Origin of the sequence: Hydrogenophaga sp., assembly GCF_014773545.1 — a bacterium.
Taxonomy (GTDB): Bacteria; Pseudomonadota; Gammaproteobacteria; order Burkholderiales; family Burkholderiaceae_C; genus Hydrogenophaga.
In genome coordinates this window covers 1-23,295 of record NZ_SDDV01000015.1, presented here as the reverse complement: position 1 = coordinate 23,295, position 23,295 = coordinate 1, and the positions used below count along the sequence as shown (strand labels likewise).

21 protein-coding genes and 1 tRNA gene are annotated in these 23,295 nt (G+C 60.6%); 6 read left to right on the top strand and 16 right to left on the bottom strand.

Annotated elements, in window-relative coordinates; all coding sequences use genetic code 11:
- The first annotated feature begins 93 nt into the window (after positions 1–93).
- The 3 genes from EST26_RS09810 (at position 94) to EST26_RS09800 (ending at position 1,821) form a co-directional block, all read left to right on the top strand.
- On the top strand, positions 94–693 hold the full coding sequence (locus tag EST26_RS09810; protein WP_291067449.1) for an NAD(P)H-dependent oxidoreductase: 600 nt from the start codon (positions 94–96) through the stop codon (positions 691–693).
- Between the two features lie 84 nt (positions 694–777).
- Positions 778–1,428 (top strand): Crp/Fnr family transcriptional regulator, encoded by a 651-nt coding sequence (locus tag EST26_RS09805; RefSeq protein ID WP_291067447.1) that lies wholly within the window; start codon positions 778–780, stop codon positions 1,426–1,428.
- A 204-nt stretch (positions 1,429–1,632) separates the two neighbouring features.
- Positions 1,633–1,821, top strand: coding sequence for a DUF2892 domain-containing protein (locus EST26_RS09800; protein WP_291067445.1), 189 nt, complete (start codon positions 1,633–1,635; stop codon positions 1,819–1,821).
- A 15-nt stretch (positions 1,822–1,836) separates the two neighbouring features.
- Here the strand turns inward: EST26_RS09800 and gabT are convergent, their stop codons facing one another.
- Both gabT and EST26_RS09790 read right to left on the bottom strand, forming a co-directional pair.
- Complete coding sequence (gabT, locus tag EST26_RS09795) at positions 1,837–3,135, bottom strand: 4-aminobutyrate--2-oxoglutarate transaminase (RefSeq protein ID WP_291067443.1); 1,299 nt, start codon at positions 3,133–3,135, stop codon at positions 1,837–1,839.
- A gap of 45 nt (positions 3,136–3,180) precedes the next feature.
- The gene (locus EST26_RS09790) at positions 3,181–4,659 is read right to left on the bottom strand and encodes an aldehyde dehydrogenase (RefSeq protein WP_291067441.1); all 1,479 of its coding nucleotides are present in this window, start codon (positions 4,657–4,659) and stop codon (positions 3,181–3,183) included.
- Between the two features lie 146 nt (positions 4,660–4,805).
- Between EST26_RS09790 and EST26_RS09785 the strand changes: the two genes are divergently transcribed.
- Positions 4,806–5,909: a 3-deoxy-7-phosphoheptulonate synthase gene (locus EST26_RS09785; protein WP_291067439.1), complete on the top strand. Its 1,104-nt coding sequence runs from the start codon at positions 4,806–4,808 to the stop codon at positions 5,907–5,909.
- Between the two features lie 86 nt (positions 5,910–5,995).
- Here EST26_RS09785 and infA read toward each other — a convergent pair whose 3' ends face one another.
- From infA to EST26_RS09735, 10 genes are all read right to left on the bottom strand, one after another.
- On the bottom strand, positions 5,996–6,250 hold the full coding sequence (infA, locus tag EST26_RS09780; protein ID WP_291067437.1) for a translation initiation factor IF-1: 255 nt from the start codon (positions 6,248–6,250) through the stop codon (positions 5,996–5,998).
- Positions 6,251–6,554: 304 nt separating this feature from the next.
- Positions 6,555–6,815 carry a cell division topological specificity factor MinE gene (gene minE, locus EST26_RS09775; protein ID WP_291067435.1) on the bottom strand — a complete coding sequence of 87 codons (261 nt, stop codon included), beginning with the start codon at positions 6,813–6,815 and terminating at the stop codon, positions 6,555–6,557.
- A 4-nt stretch (positions 6,816–6,819) separates the two neighbouring features.
- On the bottom strand, positions 6,820–7,635 hold the full coding sequence (gene minD / locus EST26_RS09770; protein ID WP_291067433.1) for a septum site-determining protein MinD: 816 nt from the start codon (positions 7,633–7,635) through the stop codon (positions 6,820–6,822).
- A gap of 51 nt (positions 7,636–7,686) precedes the next feature.
- The gene (gene minC / locus EST26_RS09765) at positions 7,687–8,466 is read right to left on the bottom strand and encodes a septum site-determining protein MinC (protein ID WP_291067432.1); all 780 of its coding nucleotides are present in this window, start codon (positions 8,464–8,466) and stop codon (positions 7,687–7,689) included.
- Positions 8,467–8,902: 436 nt separating this feature from the next.
- Complete coding sequence (locus EST26_RS09760) at positions 8,903–11,581, bottom strand: bifunctional acetate--CoA ligase family protein/GNAT family N-acetyltransferase (protein WP_291067429.1); 2,679 nt, start codon at positions 11,579–11,581, stop codon at positions 8,903–8,905.
- 127 nt (positions 11,582–11,708) lie between these two features.
- Positions 11,709–12,917 (bottom strand): 5-demethoxyubiquinol-8 5-hydroxylase UbiM, encoded by a 1,209-nt coding sequence (gene ubiM / locus EST26_RS09755; protein ID WP_291067428.1) that lies wholly within the window; start codon positions 12,915–12,917, stop codon positions 11,709–11,711.
- Positions 12,918–13,022: 105 nt separating this feature from the next.
- Complete coding sequence (locus EST26_RS09750) at positions 13,023–13,220, bottom strand: cation transporter (RefSeq protein ID WP_291067485.1); 198 nt, start codon at positions 13,218–13,220, stop codon at positions 13,023–13,025.
- A 70-nt stretch (positions 13,221–13,290) separates the two neighbouring features.
- Positions 13,291–14,457 carry a glycolate oxidase subunit GlcE gene (glcE, locus tag EST26_RS09745; RefSeq protein ID WP_291067427.1) on the bottom strand — a complete coding sequence of 389 codons (1,167 nt, stop codon included), beginning with the start codon at positions 14,455–14,457 and terminating at the stop codon, positions 13,291–13,293.
- A 164-nt stretch (positions 14,458–14,621) separates the two neighbouring features.
- Positions 14,622–16,076: an ammonium transporter gene (locus EST26_RS09740; protein WP_291067426.1), complete on the bottom strand. Its 1,455-nt coding sequence runs from the start codon at positions 16,074–16,076 to the stop codon at positions 14,622–14,624.
- Between the two features lie 41 nt (positions 16,077–16,117).
- Positions 16,118–16,456: a P-II family nitrogen regulator gene (locus EST26_RS09735; RefSeq protein WP_291067424.1), complete on the bottom strand. Its 339-nt coding sequence runs from the start codon at positions 16,454–16,456 to the stop codon at positions 16,118–16,120.
- Between the two features lie 336 nt (positions 16,457–16,792).
- Here EST26_RS09735 and EST26_RS09730 point away from each other — a divergent pair, with 336 nt between their 5' ends.
- Together EST26_RS09730 and EST26_RS09725 are read left to right on the top strand one after the other, a co-directional pair.
- Entirely contained in the window at positions 16,793–18,361 is a 1,569-nt protein-coding gene (locus EST26_RS09730) for a YifB family Mg chelatase-like AAA ATPase (protein ID WP_291067423.1), read from the top strand.
- A 40-nt stretch (positions 18,362–18,401) separates the two neighbouring features.
- Positions 18,402–18,477 (top strand) — tRNA-Arg (locus EST26_RS09725).
- A gap of 517 nt (positions 18,478–18,994) precedes the next feature.
- On the opposite strand, the gene EST26_RS09720 is transcribed toward EST26_RS09725, so the two are convergent.
- From EST26_RS09720 to EST26_RS09705, 4 genes are all read right to left on the bottom strand, one after another.
- Positions 18,995–19,426 carry a hypothetical protein gene (locus EST26_RS09720; RefSeq protein ID WP_291067422.1) on the bottom strand — a complete coding sequence of 144 codons (432 nt, stop codon included), beginning with the start codon at positions 19,424–19,426 and terminating at the stop codon, positions 18,995–18,997.
- Positions 19,427–19,461: 35 nt separating this feature from the next.
- Entirely contained in the window at positions 19,462–19,704 is a 243-nt protein-coding gene (locus EST26_RS09715; protein WP_291067421.1) for a hypothetical protein, read from the bottom strand.
- Between the two features lie 445 nt (positions 19,705–20,149).
- A complete protein-coding gene (locus EST26_RS09710; RefSeq protein ID WP_291067420.1) occupies positions 20,150–22,090 on the bottom strand; it encodes a nucleoside-diphosphate sugar epimerase/dehydratase in 1,941 nt (646 codons plus the stop codon).
- Positions 22,091–22,094: 4 nt separating this feature from the next.
- The gene (locus tag EST26_RS09705; protein WP_291067418.1) at positions 22,095–23,168 is read right to left on the bottom strand and encodes a glycosyltransferase family 4 protein; all 1,074 of its coding nucleotides are present in this window, start codon (positions 23,166–23,168) and stop codon (positions 22,095–22,097) included.
- Between the last annotated feature and the right edge of the window lie 127 nt (positions 23,169–23,295).

Below are 23,295 nucleotides of genomic sequence, written 5' to 3'. Positions count from 1 at the left end.
TACCCAAGCTGTGTTCGACCCGGCGCGGCGCGGTGTGCAACCCTTGCTGTCTGTGGCTGCGCATGGACTCGGATTGCGCGACACAATGAGCGCATGAACACCCCAGTCAAAACCCTAGTCTTCGCCGGCAGCACGCGCGCCCAATCCCTGAACCGACGCTTGGCGGCGGTCGTTGCCGACATGGCTCAAGCCGACGCAGCGTCGGTCAGCCGGCTCGAACTCGCTGATTTCGATCTGCCCCTGTACAACGCCGATCTGCAAGCGCGCGGCACACCGCATGATGTGATCCGGCTAAAAGAAATTTTTCACGCCCATGCGGCTTGGTTGATTTGTGCGCCCGAATACAACGGCAGCTATCCGGCGCTGTTGAAAAACACCATCGACTGGGTATCCAGTCCAATCGCTGGCGATCCGCTTTGGAGCAGTGCAGAAAAAGCCTTTGCCGGCAAAGTGGTCGGCCTTTTCAGCGCCTCACCGGGTGCCCTGGGCGGTCTGCGCGGCCTGTCGCATCTGGCGCCGCTGCTGTTGAATTTGCAGTGTTGGATAACGCCACGCCAGTTCTCCCTGGCCCGGGCCGACTTGGCATTCGACGCCGCCGGCACGCTTGCCCTTGCCGCCGACCGTGCCGGTGCGCATGCCGTGGTGCAGCAAACCCTGTGGGCGGCGCGCATCTTGGCGCCGGCGGCCATCTAAACCTTCGCCGCCCCAGCGCAGCGCAGCAGGCCAGCCGGCTTTGCGTGCCGACCGCTGCGTCAGAAGCACTTTTACAATGCCCTCATGAACGTCACCGACTGGAACCAGCTTCTGTTGCTCTACCCCGCGCTGGCCGCGCTGGGGCAGCGGGCGCAGCAGTTGCCCCTGGAATCGGTGCCTGCGGGCGTTACCCTGTTCCGCGAGAAAGACGTCTGCGCCGGCTTTCCCCTGCTGTTGAGTGGAGAGGTGCGCGTCTCGCGCAGCAGCGCCAACGGGCGCGAACTCGAGCTCTACCGCGTGCTGCCGGGCGAGCTGTGCCTGGTCTCATCGTCGAGCCTGTTTGCCGCCCAAGCGCTGAGTGCGCGCGGCGTGACCAGTTGCGCCACCCGCTTGATGCTGCTGGCGCCAGCCGATTTCCAGGCCGCGCTGGCCGATACGGTGTTTCGCGCTTTCGTGCTCGGCCTGTTTGCCCAGCGCATGGCCGATTTGACCGCCTTGATCGAAGCGGTGGCGTTTCAGCGGCTCGACGCCCGTCTGGCCGCCGCCTTGCTCGGTCACGGCCCCCGGCTGCACCGCACGCACCAGGCGCTGGCCGACGAGTTGGGCACGGTACGCGAAATCATCACCCGCTTGCTGCACCGCTTCGAACGCGACGGTCTGGTCGAGCTCTCGCGCGAATGCATCACCATCCGCAACAGCGCGGGCTTGCGCGCGCTGTCCACCGCGTCCGCTTGACAAACCACAACCGATCAACAGCGCAAACACCCGTGCAGTGTTGCGCGCTATCTGGAACATAAAACCGCGTCTTTTCGCCCCTGATGTCGTTGACTTGGTGACCTCGGTCACAGACCGCGCGCGCTGCAACAGCTTAAATGCAGGCGTGCCGCAGAATCTGGGCACCGCTCGACATGAGCCTTGGTTTTTCTCTGGAGAATCGACATGACAAAAAACGTGGGTGGCATCGACCGCATTTTGCGCATCGCCGTCGGCTTGGCCCTGATCGCTGCCGCTGCCACCGGCAGCGTCGGCGTTTGGGGCTATGTGGGCGTCGTGCCGCTGCTAACCGGCTTGGTAGGCTGGTGTCCGCCCTACAGCCTGCTGGGCTGGAACACCTGTTCGAAGAAGTAAAGCGGGCGCCTGCTCTCAGGCCAGCGCCGTTGCCAAGGCTGCATCGAGCACGGCTTGGCCTTCGGCGAACACGCTGTCTTCGATCGTGAGCGGAAATAAAAAACGCAGCACATTGCCGTGTACGCCGCAGGTCAACAACAGCAGACCACGCTCGAGCGCGGCGGCCTGTACCCGCTTGGCGGCACCGGCGTCGGGCGCGCCGCAAACCGGGTCAACCAGTTCGCACGCCAACATGGCGCCTAGGCCGCGTACCGCGCCAATGCGCGGCTGACGGCTGGCATGGGCGTTCAACTGCATACGCAACCGGGCACCGAGTGCGTGCGCGCGCGCCGGCAACTGCTCTTGTTCCATCACGTCCAGCACCGCGTGCGCAGCGGCTATGGCCAGCGGGTGGCCCGCGTAGGTGCCGCCCAGACCGCCCGGCGCCGGCGCGTCCATCAAAGCGGCGCGCCCGCACACGGCCGACAGCGGCGTGCCTCCACCCATGCTCTTGGCCAGGGTCATCAGGTCGGGCGAAACGCCGTAATGCTCCATGGCAAACATTTTGCCGGTGCGCGCAAAGCCGGTCTGCACCTCGTCGGCGATCAACAAGATGCCGTGCCGGTCGCACAGATCACGCAACCACTGCACGGCGGGCGGCTGCATCACGTGGAAGCCGCCTTCGCCCTGCACCGGTTCGAATACGATGGCGGCCACACGCGCCGCTTCGATGTCGCACTGGAACAGGTGCTCCATCGCCTGCTGCACCGCCGGCAGCGAAACGCCTTCGGCCGGATACGGCAGGTGGTAAATTTCGGGTGGCAGCGGGCCAAAGCCGGCTTTATAGGGGTACACCTTGCCGGTCAGCGTGAGCGCCAGCAGGCTGCGGCCGTGAAAGGCACCGCCAAAAGCAATCACGCCGCTGCGCCCGCTGCTGTAGCGGGCGATCTTGACAGCGTTTTCTACCGCCTCGGCACCGGTGGAGAAAAACGCCGTCTTGACCGGCCCATCAATCGGCACCAAGGCGTTGATGCGCTCAGCCAGCGTGACGTATTCAGTGTACGGCACCACCTGGTAACAACTGTGCGTAAAGCGCTCCAATTGCGCTCCAATCGCCGCTTGCACCCGGGGGTGGATGTGACCGGTGTTGAGCACCGCAATGCCGCCGGCAAAGTCAATGAAGCGCCGGCCCTCGATGTCCCAGAACTCGGCATTTTTAGCCCGTTCGATAAAGAAGTCGCCCAGCACGGCCACACCGCGTGGGGTGGCTGCCAAACGGCGCTGCTGCCAAGCAACGTTGCTGTGCAAGGTCTCGAGTGGCTCAATGGTGTGCATGCATCTCTCCGTTCAAATTAAGCGTGTGGCGCAAATGGATGGCGCTCAGAGCGGACTGTCGACCCGGATCCAGGTGGTCTTGAGCTCGGTGTATTTATCGAACGCGTGCAGCGATTTGTCGCGCCCAATGCCGCTTTGCTTGAAGCCGCCAAACGGCACCGTGATGTCGTCCTCGTCAAACTGGTTCACATGCACCATGCCGGCGCGCAGCGCGCGCGCCACACCCAGCGCCCGGTTGATGTCGCGCGTCCAGACCGCCGCCGCCAGGCCGTAGTCACTGCAATTGGCCTGTCGCACCACCTCGGCTGTGTCGTCAAAACTTTGCACCGACAACACCGGACCAAAAATTTCTTCGCGCGCTATCGTCATTTGCGGCGTCACGGCGTCGAAAATGGTCGGTTGCACGTAGCAGCCGCCAGCCACCGGATGCACCCGTGCGCCACCGGCCAACAAGCGCGCGCCTTCGCTCTGCCCCAAATCGATGTAGCGCAACACGCTATCGAGTTGCGCTACATCGACGATCGCGCCCATCACGGTGGCCGCATCGAGCGGGTTGGCCGGCTGGTAGTTCGGCAGCAGGCGCAGCGCTTGGTCCAAAAATTCGTCTTTGATCGAGTTCTGTACAAACAAGCGCGAGGGCGCGTTGCAGCTTTGGCCCTGGTTGAAGAAAATGCCTTGCAGCGCCGCTTGCACCGCGTGCTCCAGATTGGGGCAGTCGGCAAAAACAATATTGGCCGACTTGCCGCCCAGTTCGGTCCAGGCGCGTTTCAAGTTGCTCTGAGCGGCCATGACGTGAATCTGCTTGCCCACGCGTGTGCTGCCAGTAAAGGCAATGCAGTCCACGTCCATGTGCAGCGCCAATGCGCTGCCGGCTTCAACACCCAGGCCGGGGACGACGTTGAACACCCCGGGCGGAACACCTGCAGCCAGCGCCAGTTCGGCCAAGCGCAAGGCACTCAGCGGCGACTTCTCGCTCGGTTTGAGTACAACCGAATTGCCTGCTGCCAGCGCCGGCGCAATTTTCCAGGCCGCCATGATGAGAGGGTAGTTCCAGGGCACGACCGCTGCGACAACGCCGATCGGTTCGCGCTCGATCAGCGCCAGCGCACTGCCGGGCGTGGGCGCGATCTCGCCATAGACCTTGTCGATCGCCTCGCCGTACCAGCGTATGCAATGGGCTGCGCTTTTCACATCCACACTGCGTGCGTACTGCAAGGGCTTGCCCATGTCCAGCGTTTCGGTCAGCGCCAGTTCCTGTGTGCAGCTCAAGACCTGCTCGGCAAACCGGATCAGCACGCGCTTGCGCGCTGCGGGCGCCATGCCACGCCAGCGCCGGTCTTCAAAGGCGGCGCGCGCGCCCGCGACGGCAAGGTCGATGTCGGGTGCCGCGCAGCGCGCCACCGCAGTCAAGCAGCGGCCGTCTATGGGCGAAATATCGTCGAATGTGCGGCCGTCGCGCGCGTGCACACGCTCGCCATTGATGAAGGCACGGCCGTCAAAAGTCAAGTCACCGGCATCAGACATGGGTACAACTCCTGTGCAGCGTGTGGGTGGCATGGGCAATGAGGGAGAAGACCACATGCTACGCCAATCGGCTGCGCCACAACATCGCGCTCACCGACGCGCTACAGTACAGATCGCCTGATTTTTTCCCCTGAATCCAGCCCACCATGAGCCCGCACGTTCACACCAGCCCCGCAACACCCGTCACCGACGACGCCACCCGCACCGACGATCTGCGCATTGCCGCCGTGCGGCCTCTGATTACACCGGCCTTGTTGCAGGAATGGCTGCCCGCACCCGCCAGCACCCAGACCCTGGTGCAAAACAGCCGCGCCGCCATCACCCGCTTGTTGCACGCACAAGACGACCGGCTGCTGGTGATACTCGGGCCGTGTTCGATCCACCAACATCAACAAGCCATGGATTACGCACGGCTGCTCAAATGGCAAGCCGATGTGCTGCAAGACGATTTGCTGCTGGTGATGCGGGTCTATTTCGAAAAACCACGCACCACCGTGGGCTGGAAAGGTTATATCAACGACCCACACCTGGACGGAAGCTTTGCCATCAATGAAGGCCTGGAGTTGGCGCGCACGCTGCTGCTCGAGGTGCTGGCACTGGGTCTGCCGGTAGCGACCGAGTTTTTGGATCTGCTCTCACCGCAATTCATCAGCGACTTGGTGAGCTGGGGCGCCATCGGCGCGCGCACCACCGAAAGCCAAAGCCACCGCCAACTGGCCAGCGGTTTGTCGTGTCCGGTCGGATTCAAAAACGGCACCGACGGCAACGTGAAAGTGGCGGTCGATGCGCTGCTGGCAGCACAGGCCGCGCACTCCTTCATGGGCATGACCAAGATGGGTCAGACCGCTATTTTCGAGACCCGAGGCAACCCAGACTGCCACCTTATCCTGCGCGGCGGCAAGCAGCCCAACTACAGTGCCGCTGATGTCCAGGCCGCTTGCGCTCTATTGCAAGCGGCTGGACTGCGCGAACAGCTTATGATCGACGTCTCGCACGCCAACAGCAGCAAGCAGCACCGCAAACAAATCGAGGTGGCGGCACAGGTAGCGGCACAGGTGGCCGCAGGAGACGCCCGCATCATGGGGCTGATGCTAGAGAGCCATTTGCAAGAGGGCCGGCAAGACATCGTGCCAGGCCAGCCGCTGCAGCCCGGCGTCAGCGTGACCGACGCCTGCATCAGCTTCGAGCAAACCGTGCCGGTGCTGGAACAATTGGCCGCTGCGGTGCGGGCCCGGCGCAAGCGCTGCTGAATCGGTGCCACGGCACAAACGCGTGCGCATAAGTCTGCGACGGCTTGTGGTTGGACGGGCTGCGCTTGCGCTTGCGCCCGTCGCACTCAGCGCGGCTTGCGCGGTGCCGACGGGCCACGTCCCTCGATGTGACGAAAATTGATCCGTCCCTTGCTCAAGTCGTAGGGCGAGAGTTCGAGCGAAACGCGATCACCTGCCAAAATGCGTATGTGGTTCTTTTTCATCTTGCCGGCTGAATAAGCAATCAACTGATGCCCGTTGTCCAGCGTGACGCGAAAACGCGTATCGGGCAGCACCTCGTTGACGATGCCCATCATGTCTATCAATTCTTCCTTGGCCATGTACGGCTCCTGTGCTTGGGATCTGAATGCAAAAACGAATCGGGTGGGGAAGGCGCGCGGAAAAACGGCTGCATACCCGCCTGTCAGGCCGACCTTGTTCCTGCTTGACCGTTTCGGTGCCTTGAACCGGGAGGGTTCATTAGGGTTTGCTACTCTGCCCAGCGCGCCAAGCACATGAAGCAGAGCACTGGTACGGTCGGTGAGCCCTTGCACGTGCCGCTGGAATGGAGACCTCGGGCGCCAATGCTCAGTCAAGACCAGCCGACTAATATAGCATGCTACGCTGCTATGCGCTGGCAGCGCTTTATTTTCGATCCGGCAGCTCGATCTTGACTTCCAACACTTCCAGGTTATCCTGGCGATCCAGTTGCACCTTGATGTCGTCCGGGTTGATGCGCACGTACTTGCTGATCACGGCAACCAGTTCTCGCTGCAGCGCAGGCAGGTAGTCGGGCTGCGCGGCGCTGCGCCCGCTGCGCTCGTGCGCCAGGATGATCTGCAAGCGCTCTTTGGCAACGCTGGCCGTCTTTTTTTTCTCACCCAGCAAGAAGGACAGTAAAGACATCGGCTTACTTCCTTCCAAACACGCGCTGGAAGAAGCCGATTTTTTCCGCATCGATGAAACGCAGCGGTTTTTCTGCACCCAAAAATCGCTCGACCACGTCGGCGTAAGCCTCGGCCACTTCGGTGCCTTTTAAGTGAATCGCCGGCAGACCCTGGTTGGAAGCCGTCAGCACGCTTTCACTCTCGGGAATCACACCGATGAGTCTAATGCGCAAAATGTCCTGTATGTCTTGCAGCGAAAGCATCTGCCCTTCGGCCACGCGTGCCGGGTTGTAGCGTGTGATGAGCAGGTGTTCCCGGATCGGTTCGCGGCCATCGATCGCACGCTGGGTCTTGCTGCTCAACATGCCGAGAATGCGGTCGGAATCGCGCACGCTGGAAACCTCGGGGTTGGTGACAACCAGCGCCTCGTCGGCGTAGTGCATCGCCATCAAGGCACCGGTTTCGATGCCTGCTGGCGAATCACAAACAATGTAATCAAACCCCATGTCGGCCAAGTCGCACAGCACCTGGTATACGCCTTGCTGGCTCAAGGCTTCCTTGTCTCGGGTCTGGCTGGCCGCCAAGACGAACAGCTTGTCGCACTGTTTGTCCTTGATCAGCGCTTGATTCAGATTGGCCTCGCCCTGGATCACGTTGATCAGGTCGTACACCACGCGGCGCTCGCAACCCATGATCAGATCGAGGTTGCGCAGGCCGACATCGAAGTCGATCACGGCAGTTTTATGTCCACGCAAAGCCAGACCTGCAGAAAAACTGGCGCTGGTGGTGGTCTTTCCCACACCACCCTTGCCTGAAGTCACGACGACGATTTTGCTCATGTAAAAATTTCTTTTCGATAGAAAAGTATGGTCGAACCGATCGGAACGAGTTTATGTGCTCAGGCGCTCGACAATCAGCTTGTCGCCCTCATGGCCACTTTGCAAGCGCACTTGCGCAGCCAAACCCAACACCGTCTGCGGTAAAGACACCTCGCTGGTGCGATAAATGCCAGCAATAGAAAGCAACTCAGGCGCCATGGACAGCGCAAAAATACGTGCCTCGGTGTTGCCGCGTGCACCCGCCATCGCCTTGCCGCGCAGCGGCGCGTAGACGTGAATATGGCCATCGGCAATCACTTCGGCGCCTGGATTGACCATGGACAGCAGCACCAGATCGCGCCCGCGCGCATAAACCTGCTGCCCCGACCGCAAGGGTTTATCAATCACCAAGGCGCTGGCAGGAATGGCAGGCTGCGGCGTGGGCGCTGCAAGCGGCGCGTCTGCCATGCTGGACGGTGCAAGCGAAGCCAGCGGCTCAACACGCCGCTGGCCGCTGACTTCGGGTGCACAAACCAAGCCACCAGCCAAGGCTTGCGCCATCTGCGCCGGGCTGCCAGAACGCACCACCAGTGGCTTGAGCCGGTGTTGGCGCAACAAGTCTAGCAAAGCGGGGAAGTCGATCTGAACCGCGGGCTCTGCGGCCTGCAAAAAATGCAGATCGATCAGCAGGGGATCGTTATCAAAAAAATCGGGCAGGTCATTGAAACGCTGCTTGAATTCTTGACTCAGGCGACCGATGTCGGACGTCTTAAGCAGCAGCGCCACCAGCGACAGGTTGGCACTCTTGATCTCAAACGTGACAGGCTTTTGGGCAGTCAGAGCAACCGACATAGGGTAGTGGACGCAAAAAACCAAAAAACAGTCCGGTGACTACCGGCCTGTGCAGCAAGAAAAACAAGCACCCAGCGCGGTGAAGGGGAGCATTTTAGCAAAACAGCTTGATTTATAGACTTCAAACAGGCGCAAAACGAAAAATTTTCAACAACTATGTGGATAACTTTATGATATCTCTCATGTTATCCACAGAAAAATGGAAAAACAAATCTTATCCCCATTTCACCGCCTTCGCACTGCACGCTCGAACACAGCTTTTGTAAGGTGCTAACTTGTTGCCAGAAAACAAAAAAACAGACTTTTCCTCAAAAAAGACGAAGCCTACTACTACTGCTATTTTGAATTAGAGACATCAAGATAAAGAGAGAGAAGCAGCCCCTCAGACGGCGACAACTTTCAAAACCTTAATTTGTGTAATTAAGTGTGTAACATTTTACAAATAGCGCGAAACCCACTTAAAATCGGGGTCTTCACCATAAGTTGTGATAGAAAAACCCAGACTTTTCATCAACTTCAACATGCCGGAGTTGTTTGCCAACACCAGGCCTTCAATCGCTGAAAGTCCTTTGTCGCGCGCTTCTTCCATGATGCTGAGCATCAGACGCGCGCCTAAACCCTTGCCAGCAAAATCATCAGCCACCACGAGCGAAAATTCACAACTGGTTTTATCGGGGTTGGTGATGTAACGCGAGACGCCCACGATGCGATCTACCGTCGTGGTAGAGGCGTTTTCATCTTTCTTGATTTCCCGGTAAATCGCCACCAAGGCCATTTCACGGTCGTAGTCAATCAGTGTCAGACGTGAGAGCATGGCAGGTGAGTGTTCTCGTGCGCTGGAGATGAAACGAAAGTAACGTGTCTCGGAGGAAAGGCTGCGCATGAGTTCTTGCAGCATTTGAGCGTCGTCCGGGTGAATCGGTCGAATGGTGTACGCACCCCCACCACGCAGCGGCCAGACCTGCTCGTAACGCGCTGGATAGGGTAGGATGGCCAGGTGTGCGTAGTTGCGCGCCGTGGTGGGTGCGCTGTCGACAACGATGCGTGCATCGACCGCTACCGCACCGTTTTGATCAACGATGATGGGGTTGATGTCCATTTCGCGCAGTTGTGGCAGCTCGCACACCATCTCTGAAACCCGCAGCAACACGCGCTCGAGTGCCTCGCGGTTGATGGCGTTGGCGCCGCGCCAATCACCCAGTGTTTCTGCCACACGCGAACGTTCAATCAGTCGACGTGCCAAAAATTGATTCAGCGGAGGCAGCTCCATGGTACGGTCGTTGATGAGCTCTATCATGGTGCCGCCGGCACCAAAAGCAATCACCGGACCAAAAATGTCGTCGGTCACCAGACCGATGTTGATTTCGCGCCCGCGTTTGCTGTTCGCCATTTTCTGGATCGTGATGCCGTTGATTCGCGCAGAGGGTTGCCAGCGGCCAACAGACTGGATCATCTGGTTGTAACTGTCGCGCACGTCGACGGCGTTCAAAACGTTCAACACCACGCCGTCGACATCAGATTTGTGATTGATGTCGGGTGAGTCGATCTTGAGCGCCACCGGATAACCCAGTTGGCTCGCTATCATCATGGCTTCATTGGAGTTACGCGCCAAAATGGTCTGGGTCACGGGTATGTGAAAAGTCGACAGCAAGGCTTTGGACTCCATTTCAGTCAGCACCTTGCGCCGCTCGGACAAGACGTTTTCAATCAGCAGACGTGCACCCTCAATATCTGGTTGCGCCAGACTCGATAAGGGTGAAGGCGTTTGTTGCAGCAGTTGTTGGTTCTGATAGAAGTTGGCTATATTGCCAAATGCCCCCACAGCAGCTTCCGGGGTGCGAAAACTCGGGATGTTGGCGTTGTTGAGTTCAATGCGTCCTTGCAGAACAGAAATATCGCCCATCCAGCAACACAACAAGGGTTTGCTCTGACGGGTTTTTTGGTTCGTCAAGACACGCGCAACTTCTACCGCATCGACCCCGGGCTTAGGTGAATGCACCACCAGCACACCGTCTATTGTCGAATCCGAAGTCGCCGCTTCGATAGCGGCTTGGTAGTGTGCCGGGCTGGCTTCTTCACCGAGGTCTATCAGATCGGACACGGAAGCAAGCTCAGACAATTTGGGCTGCAGTGCCAGCACCTTCTCGGCACAAAGGCGGCCGAGCTCGAGCCCGATTTCGCTGATCCAGTCGGCTGCCAGCACACCAGGGCCGCCGCCGTTGGTGATGATGGCCAGGCGCCGACCCACCGGCAAGTAGCGAGAAGCCAGGCATTTGGCAGCAGAGAACAATTCGACGAATGAGCGCACCCGTACCGCGCCAGCACGACGCAGCGCGGCGTCGAACACATCGTCGCTGCCAACGATGGCCCCACTATGGGTTTTTGCCGCCAGATTACCGGCCCGTTTGCGACCGGCCTTGAGCACCACCACCGGTTTGATACTGGCGGCAGCACGCAGAGCACTCATGAAACGGCGGGCGTTGGAAATACCTTCCAAATAGATCACGATGCTGTGTGTTTTGGCGTCTGAAGCCAAAAAGTCGAGCACCTGATCGATATCTACGGCAGCATTTTTGCCAATGGTGACGACGGTGGAAAAACCCACCGCGTTCTGACCCGCCCAATCCAGAATGGAAGCCGTGAGTGCGCCCGACTGCGACACCAGGGCCAAAGAACCGTTGCTGACCAAGGGCCCGGACACACTGGCGTTGAGGCCGCAACTGGGCCGTTGCAAGCCGGTGCTGTTGGGGCCCAGCAGATACATGCCGTGTAACTGCGCCACCCGGCGCAGTTCCGCTGCCTGCTTAACCGCAATGCCATCACCTAACACCAAAGCGGCGCGGCATTTGATTCGGCCGGCCACCTCCAGTGCCTCGATTGCTTGCGTGGGCGGCAAGGCAATGATGGCCAGATCGGCACGGGTATGGGCCAAATCAGCCAAGGTGCCGCTGGTATGAATGTCCAGAAAAGTCAGAGTGCCGCTGAAACGCTGCGCGCGCAAGGCTTGCGACAGCGTGTTTGCGCAAGCGGTTTGCTGTTCGACTTGATCTGGATTGCCCGTAAATATGACAATCGATTCAGGTTGAAACAAAGGGCTGAGGTAGTGTTTGTCCATCAGAAATCCTGAAAAACAATGAAAATGAATGGTCGCTGCTGCAAAGCGAGCGAACGAGGCAGAACAAGCGCCTGCATCTGCTGTGGTGCGTACCGCACCAGCTTAGCGCTTGAAAATGAAAATCGGTTCAACCAGTCAGGCTGGCAGCCAAGGCACGCTTGAAGGGTGTGCAGCGCTCGCCCAGGTGCAACAAAGCCTGACGCAACAAGCGCGCTGGCGCCTGTTCGCGCGTGTAAAGCGTAGCCACCGCATGGGTGGCAAAAAACAGGCCACGGCTGTCGCACTGGTGGCGGCGCTGGTAGCGCTCGAGCAAAACAGGCGCAGCGATGTCTTGTCCCTTGCGCAAGGCCTTGATGAGCAAGCCAGAGAGCGTTTCAATGCTGCGCAGACCCAGATTGAAACCATGTGCGGTTACTGGGTGCATGCCTACTGCGGCGTCACCTACCACGGCAAAGCGCTGTGCCACCAAGTGGCGCGCCCAGACACCGACCAAAGGGTAGACATGGCGGCTGCTCGTCACCGTCATGGCTCCTAGGCGTCCCTCAAAACGCTGCACCATGGCTGCGTTGAATGCGTCGTCAGGCAAGTCCAGCAAAGCCGTCAGATCACGCTGAGGCAAGGTGAGCACGACCGAAGAACGCGCCAAGCCGGATTCGGGACAGGGGTTCATGGGCAACAAAGCCAGCGTCTGACCGTGGCCAAACCACTGCCAGGCGGTTTGATCGTGCGCCCGCTCGTGCGTCATGTTGCACAGCAGCATGCTGCGACCGTAGTCGTGCATGTCGGCCGCAATGCCCATCGCACGCCGGCTCAAGGAGTGGCGGCTATCGGCTGCCACGACCAAACGAGCCCGCAGCGTTTGCCCACTGGCCAACTTGACGTAGGCGGCCTGTGCGTCGCTGTACACATGGCAGACGCGTTCATTACAGCGCAATTCGGGTGGCGCGCCAAGCTCGTCGGCAGCGGCCAGGGCGGCCGCAAAAGAGGCACGGCGGATGTGGTGGTTGCCCACCAGATAACCGAGTTCGGGCGCAGCACTCAAGCGCTGGCTGATACACATGCGCGCCTGCGCCGAGGCGCGGTCACCGTCGATTACAAGCGCGTCTTTCAGTGGCGCGATGTGCTGCGCGCCCAGCAGCGCCCAGATACCAAACTGGCGCAACAGCGACGCGCTGTGCTGGGTGAGCGCAATTTCCCGACCATCGAAATCAGGCTGCTGCAGCGCGTGCAGCGCTTGTTGTTCGACCAAACAAATACGCAAAGCGCTGCCGCGCAAAGCACGCGCCAGACCAAGACCCGCTGGCCCAGCGCCGATGATGATGAGGTCGAATTCCATATCAGGGCAGCTTACGGTCAAATTTGGTTCAGATTTTGACGCATATCAAGCCATTTGGCTTGAAAATCTTGGGCACCATATCACAAAAGGCAGGCTGTCGTGCAGTCATGCCGCCACCCGATAGCCTTCCTCCTCAATTGCAGCCAGCAATGTCTCGCGCGCGAGCTCGCTATCCACCTCGACCCGGTTTTGCGTGCGCTCGATCCGCACCTGGGCCTGCGGATCGAGCTTGCGAATGGCGTCGATGACTGCTTTTTCGCAATGGCTGCAGGTCATTCCATGAACGGTGAAAATATGCTGGATCATGCAAACTCCTGGTACGTGCAAACTGCTGGTGAAAATCAGGCCTATCGCCCCTGCGAAAGCGCCGGGTTCAAATCATGCGGCCCGGGTTAAAAATGCTGAATGGGTCGAAGCAAGCGCGCAAGCGCTGCTCTATGGCCGCCAGTGTGGGGCTTTGGCGGTCCCAGCGCGGCACGTCGGCTGCGCCGTCGGCGCCAGCGCGAAACAAGCAAGCGTGGCCGCCTACTGCGGCAGCAGCAGCGCGCAACTCGGCCGCTGCAGAAAAAGAGGCCCAGAGCCAGCGTTGCGCACCGTGCCACTCGATCATCTGCGGCGCTGCCGCCAGCGGACCGGGCAAGTGCAATACGGGCGCCGTGGCCGGCACCGACAGGCGCCACAGGCACAGCGAGCGATCCGTCTGATCGGCTGACTCAAGCTGCGCAGGTCTAAAAAAAGGCAAACGCTGATCGGCGCAGGCGGCCCAATCGGCCCCAGCCTGGGCATTGTCTATGCGCTGCCCACCACCGGCTTCACGGCAGATGCGATCAACAGCCCACTGCACCGCTGCCCGTGCACCGCGCAGGCGCACGAACAAGAGTTCGGGCGCGTCCGGCTGGCTGGCGTCCCGGACCCAGCAACTGGCGTTGAGTGGCAGCGGCTGGGCGCCCCAGCGGTGCAACTGTTCGAGCGCTTCGTGCTGGGGTAGAGAAAACACCAGTGTGGCCTCGGCCAGCGGCAGCGGCAGCACCTTGAGCGAGACATCGGTGACTACGCCCAGCGTTCCCATTGAGCCGACCATGAGGCGGCTGACGTCGTAGCCGGCGACATTTTTAATCACCTGACCGCCAAAAGTCAGCCACTCGCCGCTGCCGTTGATAAGTTGCACCCCGAGCACGAAGTCACGCACGCTGCCCACACTGGCGCGCGCTGGGCCGGACAGTCCAGCAGCAACCATACCGCCAACGGTGCTGTCAGGGCCGTAATGCGGTGGATCGAAGGGCAGATATTGGCCTTGTGTAGCCAGCAGCGCTTCCAGTTCAACCAGCGGCGTGCCGGCGCGCGCTGTGACCACCAGCTCACTTGGCTCGTAGCTGGTGATGCCGCGCCAGAGGCGGGTATCGAGCACCTGACCCGGCGTAGCTTGGCCGTAGAAAGATTTGCTGTTGCCCCCGACGATGCGCAGCGGCGAGCGGCTGGCCGCTGCCGCGCGGACTTGATCAATCAAAGGCTCAGGGCGATCGGTTGAGCTTGCAATCATGACCGCCATATTAACTGCCCGATAGGCTTTTTCTGCGCGGTTTCGTGCCGCTGGCGCAAGCAAAAAACCCGCGTTCCCAAAGTTCGACACTGGGTAGCGCGGGTGAATCGCTGGGCCGCGTGCAGCTCTAAGCTTGCACACGGCCCCGCGTGGAGCATAAAAACTCAGCGTGAGTAGGCCGATTCGCCGTGCGAGCTGATGTCCAGACCTTCGCGTTCGGCTTCTTCCGAGACTCGCAGACCCAGTACCAAATCGACTACCTTGTAGGCGGCGAAGGCCACCACGCCAGACCAGACCAAGGTGATGACGATGCCTTCGGCCTGCACCATCAATTGGCTGCCGATGGCGTAATCACCGCCCTTGATGCCTCCGAGCGAAGCGGCCGAAAAAACCGCGGTCAGCAAGCCGCCGAGAATGCCGCCGATACCGTGGATGCCAAAGACATCCAGCGAGTCATCGGCGCCCAGCATCTTCTTCAATCCATTGACACCCCACAGGCACAGGAAGCCAGACAGCAGTCCGATCACAATGGCGCCCATAGGGCCGACATAACCACAAGCCGGCGTGATAGCCACCAGACCTGCCACAGCGCCGGACGCCGCACCCAACATCGAGGCCTTGCCTTTGAACAAGGCCTCACCGATGCACCAGGCCAGCACCGCAGCCGAGGTGGCCACCAGCGTGTTGATAAAAGCCAGCGTGGCACCCCCCGTGGCTTCCAGGTTGGAGCCGGCGTTGAAGCCAAACCAACCCACCCACAGCAACGAAGCACCCAACATGGTCAGCGTCAGGCTGTGCGGCGTCATGGCTTCCTTGCCATAACCGATGCGTTTGCCCAGCATGTAAGCACCCACCAAGCCGGCAATGGCCGCGTTGATGTGAACCACCGAACCACCGGCAAAGTCGAGCTTGCCCTTTTCAAACAAGTAGCCGCCGGCGCCCCAGATCATGTGCGCGATTGGGATGTAGCTGAAGGTGAACCACAGAGCGCAAAACAACAGCACGGCACTGAATTTCATGCGCTCGGCAAACGCACCCACAATCAGTGCGCAGGTGACGCCGGCAAAGGTGGCTTGAAAAGCGATGAAGATGAATTCGGGAATCATCACGCCAGCGGTGAAGGTGGCGGCGAGCGAATCGGGCGTGACTCCCAGCAGGAATACCTTGTCCAGATTGCCGATGATCAGCCCCTCACCGCTGAAGGTCAGGCTGTAGCCGTACAGCACCCACAGCACCATGATGAGCGAGAACACGGTCATTACCTGCATCAAGACCGACAGCATGTTCTTGCTGCGCACCATGCCGCCATAGAACATGGCCAGGCCGGGAATGATCATCATGATGACCAAAGCCGTGGCAATCATCATCCAGGCCACATCGCCCTTGTCCACGGTGGGTGCAGCCTCCGCTGGCGCCGGCTCAACGACCAGCGTGGGTGCTGCAAGGGCAGGGGCGTCGGGCGCGGCCAAAGCGGGAGTGGCTTCGACGGCGGGCGCGGCAACAAGCGGCGCGGTCTCGGCAAGCGGCGCGGTCTCGGCAGGGACGGTCTGTGCCATGGCGCCCAGGCCGCCCAGGGCCAGGCCCAGGCCCAGAAACAATTTGGCTAAGAATTTTTTCATGATCTTGATCTTTCTTGACGTGTGCGACTCAGGGGCTGCGCTCAAAGCGCATCCTTGCCTGTTTCACCGGTGCGTATGCGCACCACCTGCTCTAGCGAGGTGACAAAAATCTTGCCGTCTCCGATTTTGCCGGTGCGTGCCGCTGCTTCGATGGCCTCTATGACACGCTCGACCAACTCTTCGCCCACGGCGGCCTCGATCTTCACCTTGGGCAGAAAATCGACCACGTACTCGGCGCCGCGATACAACTCGGTGTGCCCTTTTTGGCGGCCAAAACCCTTCACCTCGGTGACTGTGATGCCTTGCACGCCCATGCCAGAGAGTGCTTCGCGCACCTCGTCCAGCTTGAACGGTTTGATGATGGCGGTAACCATTTTCATGTTCAGATTCCTTGAAACAATAAGACAGAGGCCCAGACCGTTGCTACGACGAGGGGACGAAAGCAAGCACTGGCTTGGTTAGCATGAACCGTGCCAGATATTGGCGTCGTCTGGTTTTCATCTGCTGCAACCCACCCCGTAAGATGGGAAGCCTGTCTGTCAGCTCCTCAGGCTCCCAGTTCTCAAGTCGGACTGTCAACGCGGTCTGTGTCATGATCAAGACCAGCGCTGCAACCGGTGGTTTGTTACGTCTTGGTGCGACGCACCAAACAAGTGCATCATTGGTCGACAAAAACTGGTCTGTGGGTATGCGCACCAAAAAAGGGGCTTGATCGCATGAGTCTGTCGCGGGTACACAGCCGGGCCTTGCTTGGCTTGGAGGCGCGGCCGGTGCAAGTGGAGGTGCACTTAGCCAATGGCTTGCCCAGTTTTACGCTGGTAGGACTGGCCGACACCGAGGTGAAGGAAGCGCGCGAGCGCGTGCGCTCGGCAATTGCCAATGCCGGGTTGGACTTTCCCAACAACAAGCGCATCACCGTCAACCTGGCCCCGGCCGATCTGCCCAAAGACTCGGGCCGCTTCGACCTGCCGATTGCGCTCGGTATTTTGGCCGCCAGTGGCCAAATCAGCACCGCTCGGCTGCAGGGTTGGGAATTTGCCGGCGAACTCTCACTGGGCGGCGAATTGCGCCCAGTGCGTGGAGCGCTGGCGATGAGCCTGGCTTTGCACCGTGACGCCGAAAAAAACCAGCAAGCGCACCCGTTGCCGCTGCGCCTGGTGCTGCCGTGTGGCAGCGCCGAAGAAGCCGCGCTGGTACCGCAGGCGCAGGTCTACCGTGCGCGCCACCTGCTCGACGTGGTGGCGCGCTTCCTGCCTGAGCAGGCGGGCGCCGCAGACCCGCCTGCTGGCGCAGACGCTGGCTGGCAGCAGTTGACAGTGGCACCGAACGCCCAGGCGCCGGTTTATGCCGACTTGGCCGACGTCAAAGGCCAAGCAGGTGCGCGCCGGGCGCTGGAAATTGCCGCTGCCGGCGGCCACAGCCTCTTGCTGGTAGGCCCGCCGGGTTCGGGCAAGTCGATGCTGGCGCAGCGCTTTGCCGGCTTGCTGCCAGCCATGAGCAGCAGCGAAGCACTCGAATCAGCAGCCGTGAGCTCGCTGGCCGGACGCTTTAGCCTCGAGCGCTGGGGTCAGCGCCCGACCATCGCACCCCATCACAGCGCCAGTGCGGTGGCTCTGGTCGGTGGTGGTTCGCCGCCGCGGCCAGGAGAAATATCGCTTGCGCACCATGGCGTGTTGTTCCTGGATGAATTTCCCGAATTTGCGCGTGCGGCGCTCGAAGCCCTGCGCGAGCCATTGGAAAACGGGATGATCCGCATTTCGCGCGCGGCCAGGCAAAGCGAATTTCCGGCCCGCTTCCAGCTCATAGCCGCCATGAATCCCTGCCCCTGCGGCTTTCTTGGACATCCTAGCAAGGCTTGCCGCGACACGCCTGAGCAGATTGCGCGCTACCAGGGCCGGCTCAGTGGGCCGCTGCTTGACCGTATCGACCTGCACATCGAGGTACCGACCCTGCAGCCCGAAGAATTGCTGCGCAGCGGCGCCGCAGAGTCCAGCGCGCTGGTGCGCGAGCGCGTGTGCAGCGCGCGCCAGCGCGCCCAGGCGCGCCAAGGTCATTCCAATCAGGCGCTGGCGGGTTTGCTGCTGGAACAACACGTGCATGCCGATGCGGCAGCGCTGCAGTTTCTCCACAGCGCCGCAACCCGGTTTGGCTGGAGTGCGCGCAGCACCCACCGCGTGCTGCGCGTGGCACGCACCATTGCCGACCTGGCTGCAGCGCACGGCGTCGGCGTGGGCCACGTGGCCGAAGCGGTGCAGTGCCGCCGCGCACTGCGCCCAGGCGCCTGAGGGCCGCTTTGTGCGAGAATGCGTGGCTGCATCCAGCGCTGCGGCTGTAGCTCAGTGGATAGAGTATTGGCCTCCGAAGCCAAGGGTCGTGGGTTCGATCCCCGCCAGCCGCACCATTCGACCGTTTTAGGACGTGTCACTACACCTCAAAACCCGCGTTGCTTAGAGCTACAGCGGGTTTTTCTTTGCCTCATAGGGTTTCAAGCGGTAACATGACATACCGCCAAAGAAGTAGCATATTTGGCGGTACTTGCAGATTCTGCAAACCCACATACCGCCAAAAGGAGTTCTATGGCACTGACAGGCGTTATGCAAAGTGGCCTTCGCTGGAGTCGGTCGCACAGCCGTCGGCGCTTCCCGGTCGTTGGCACGCCCTACGCGCCGCCGTCTGCGCGCCCTTGTGGTTGTCGTGGCACCTGTGCATTGGTCAGTGGCCTACGGCCAGTCATGTGGTGTGTGCCCCCGCCCACCCTTGTGCTTCGCCGCTGCGCGGCATCAGCCCTGCGCGCTGGTCTGCCCGTCCGCCCCCGTGGGGGCTCCCTCAGCCCGCGCGGCTTGGTTGTTTGTTTTTGCTACAAATTTGGTATCTGCTCACGCCCGGAATACGCTGGCTCACTACTTCACGCCAACCAGTCAGGCAGCAATGGTGTCAGCGCTTTCCTGCACGCTGGGCGTCCAGTGCCCGCGATCCTCTTGCACCACGATGCGCTGTTTAACGATGCGCTCTACTGTCTTGATGCGTTCTATCACGCGGCAAATGGGTTCATTGCCTTGGGCGTGACCGGCATAAAGCAGTCGCACCAGTTTGTCGGCCCAACGAGGCACCTTACCGGATTTTTCCCAACGGGCGATGGATTGGCCGTCGATGCCCATTAGCTTGCCCAGCGCGGGCTGCGACAGTCCCATGCCTGCGCTGCGGATGTAGCGCAGCTCAACGCCCGTGAGGATGCCGATTTTTCCCGCCAATGCTTGGCAGATGGCTTGTGTGAGGCCGTCGCTGTCGTGGAACGTCACTGCATCGCCAAACGGTGTTTTTTTGATTTCAAAGCCATTGGCCAGCCACACATTGCGCAGCCCGCCGTCGGTGTAGTGGTACATAGTTAGCCTTTCGTTATATCAATGACGGTCACCACCGTGAGGTCAGGTCCCGGGTATTCCACCGCAACCACCACCGCCACGTTCATGCCCGACACAAAGTGTTCCATGCGGCATTTCAGGCCGCTGAAGCGAATGTCCGGTTCTGGCGGTATGTGCATGCGCCCCATGCGCAGTACCTCCATCACCATCGCTTGGTTCACATGGCGAGCACGCATTTGGCCCCACGCGTGTTTGACAAAGGCCACGTTGGAACTCTCTGCCGATGATTGCCGGATGTGCCGTTCAAGCTGGTGGTTGGACGGGTTTACCCAACCGACTCCTGTCAAAATGATAGGTTGCAGTTTACGCTAAACGGGCATGGGTTGGTTCTGTTTTGGGGTGATTCGGGATGCTTCACCTAGAATCAAGGCGTGTCAAAATTCCCACAAGGGGCGACACTTTGAAAAAAAGCGGTACTTTTGGCGGTAGTCTGTAAATTCAGTTTGTTAGAACCTGGTATTTATGCGGGTTGCAGCTTGATTTGTGATCCCCGCCAGCCGCACCAAGCCTTGCGCACCAAGCAAGTGCCTGCACACATCGTGCGAAACACAGCACCTAGCGGTTCGCCAAGCGTACATTGGTCGTCTTGAGATGCCGAGTCTGCCAAGCCAGCGTGTCGCTCATGGCAGACGCCGTCATGAACGTCGGCCTTCATGCAAGCGCCGCGGCTTGAGCATTCTGCTCCAGGTACACCCAGTCCACAATGTCGTCGCTCGGGGTGTAGCTGCCCACCATCCGCCGCATCATCAGGCGGATCGCGCCCACGTCATTCATGTTCAGGGCCAATTCCAGAACCTTTAAATGTTCTTTGAACTCGGCCCAGGGCATGAATTCCTCGTGCGCCTTCATGATGCGGGGGTGATCGGTGGGTTTTGGATCAACGCCGATGAGCAGCTCCTCAAAAAGCTTTTCGCCAGGGCGCAGACCAGTCACCTCCAGGCCAATGTCTCCCTCGGGGTGGTGCTCGTCCTTCACGGTCAGACCCGAGAGCTCGACCATGCGCCGGGCCAGGTCCATGATCTTGACGGGCTGGCCCATGTCGAGCACGAACACGTCGCCGCCCTTGGCCATGGCACCGGCCTGAATGACCAGTTGCGCCGCCTCGGAAATGGACATGAAGTAGCGTGTCACCTCGGGGTGTGTGAGCGTGACAGGCCCCCCATCGCGAATCTGCTGGCGGAACTTGGGCACCACCGAACCCGAAGAGTCCAGCACGTTGCCAAAGCGCACCATGCTGAACTTGGTGCCGGTGCCGGTGTCTGCCAAGGCCTGCAAGGCCATTTCGGCCAGGCGTTTGCTGGCGCCCATCATGTTGGTCGGGCGCACGGCCTTGTCGGTGCTGACGAGCATAAAGTTGGCCACACCGTGCTCAGCAGCGGCCTGAGCGGTGCGCAGCGTGCCCAGCACATTGTTCTTGATGCCAGCGGCCGGGTTGTGCTCTACCAGCGGCACGTGCTTATAGGCGGCAGCGTGGTAGACCGTATCCGGGTGCCAGGTGGACATGATCTCGCGCAAGCGCTCGTCGTCTTGTACCGAGGCCAGCAAGGGCAGCAAGACCGTGCGGCCCGCGAGCCTGAGCTCCAGTTCCTGGTGAATGCTGTACAGCGCGAATTCGCTCTGCTCAATCAGCAGCAGCTTGGCCGGGGCCAAGGCCAGAATTTGCCGGCACAGCTCGCTGCCAATGGAGCCGCCTGCGCCCGTCACCAGCACCACCTTGCCCACAATGTTCTTGTCCAACAGCGTGTGAATGGGCGCCACAGGCTCGCGGCCCAGCAGGTCGTCAACATCCAGTTCGTGCAGGTCGGCCGTGCTCACGCGGCCCTGGGACAGATCACTAAGGTTGGGCAGGGTGCGCACCGCCACACGCAAGGGACACAGGTCAGCAAGAATGGCATTGCGCCGCTGCCGTGGCAACGACGGTATGGACAGCAAAACGGTGCGCACGCCTCGCGTCTCAATCAGTCCGTGCAAGTCCCTTGGGCTGTGTATGGGCAAACCATTCAGCACATGGCCGTGCAGGCGCTCGTCATCATCCAGAAAGGCCAGCACCTGCATTTCGTGGCTGTGGCTCAAGGCCTGAGCCAATTGCCTGCCGGCCCGACCTGCACCATAGATCACCGCGCTGGGCAGATTCATGCGTCGGAAAATGTTTTGGTACAGGCCACCCAACCAATAGCGCGCCAGCGCACGCGAAGCAGCCACGGCCAGCAGCAGCAGCATGGGCTGAATAAAGCCTACGCTGCGCGGCACCCCGGGCAGACCAATGGCGCCAACCACTGTGGCATACAGCAGGGCATACAGGGCAAAGGCCCGCAGCACCATCTTCATTGCCGTCATGCCCGAGTAACGGAAAATCACCCGGTAAAAGCCATGGGTGATAAACAACGGCAAGGCAATGAGACCCGACGCCAGCACCGCCCACATGGGCTGGTACAGACCCTCACCGGACAAACGCACCCACTCATCCAGGCGCAGGTAAAACGCGATCCAAACGGTCAGGACAATCAAGCAGACATCCAGCGCCAGTGCGGCCGCGCGCTTGACCGGGCGCGGCAGCGCCAGCAAAGGAAGAGCCAGCTTTAAGTGGAGCATGCGGTCAGCTCCTTGCGCGCGCATCGTCTGGCAAACAGGGGTCGGGCCGGCCGGCACCCAACCACAAGGCCGCCCACACCAGTGGCAAATAGGCTGCCAGCACAAACGCCACCGACCCGGCCGGCCATTGCACACAGGCCCAGGCCCAAGGCGCAAGCCACAAGCCGTTAATAGCAGCCACAAGCAAAGTGACCGAGCGGTGGCCTGCCTTGCGGTCGTCCTGCCATCGGCGAGCCAAGCGTTGGTAGGCATGGCTGCGATGCGCCTCATACCAGCGCTCGCCGCGCAGCAAGCGGGTCAGCAGCGTGACGCTGGCATCGACCACAAATACCGCCGCCAGCACCAGCCAGGCGGCGTAACTCAACCACCCGGCTTGAACGCAAAGCAGCGCCAGCGCAAACACCATGAACGCCAGCCACGTGCTGCCCACGTCGCCCATGAAAATTTTGGCAGGTGGCCAATTGAGCAGCATAAAACCCAGCGTTGCCGCCGCAACGCACAACATCAACACCCAAACCGGGTTAGATATCACATCTGCATAAACCCAGGCCGACAAAGCAGCACCGCCCAGCAACATGAACACCGCCTGCGCCCCGGCTATGCCGTCGATGCCATCCATGAAGTTAAACAGGTTGATCCACCACCCCCCGATCAGCAGCAACAGCCCAAACAAGGCCCAACCGGTCACCTGAAATTGCAGCCCCATGCGCAAGGACAAGGCGGGCACATCACCCAGCGCCAATAGCAACCCCGCACAAACCAGCACCTGCAAACCGAACCGCACCCGTGCAGGCAGAGGGTGAACATCGTCGCGCAGCCCCAGCGCAGCCAGCACGGCAGCAAGCCCCAGCACCAGGCCACCGAGCACCCAGCCAAAGAACAGCACCAAGCACGCACCGGCAAGGCTGCCGGCCACCACCATACCCAAGCCGCCGCCACTCGGCGTCGGCTGCACATGGGAAGACCGCTGATTGGGTAATTGCACCAGGCCCAGCGCCTCGGCGCGGTGGCACACCCATGCCGCCACACCCCAGGCTATCAGCGCGGTCATCACGATCAAGGCCATTATGACTGCCATCTGGCTCATTGCGGCACATCCTCTGCCGTCAGCGCAAAACCCCTGGGCTTGAAGCCCAGGTCACGCGCCGCGTCGGTGTGGTCAAACACCAGATCACGGTTCATGCGCTCGGCCATGGCCGCCGACC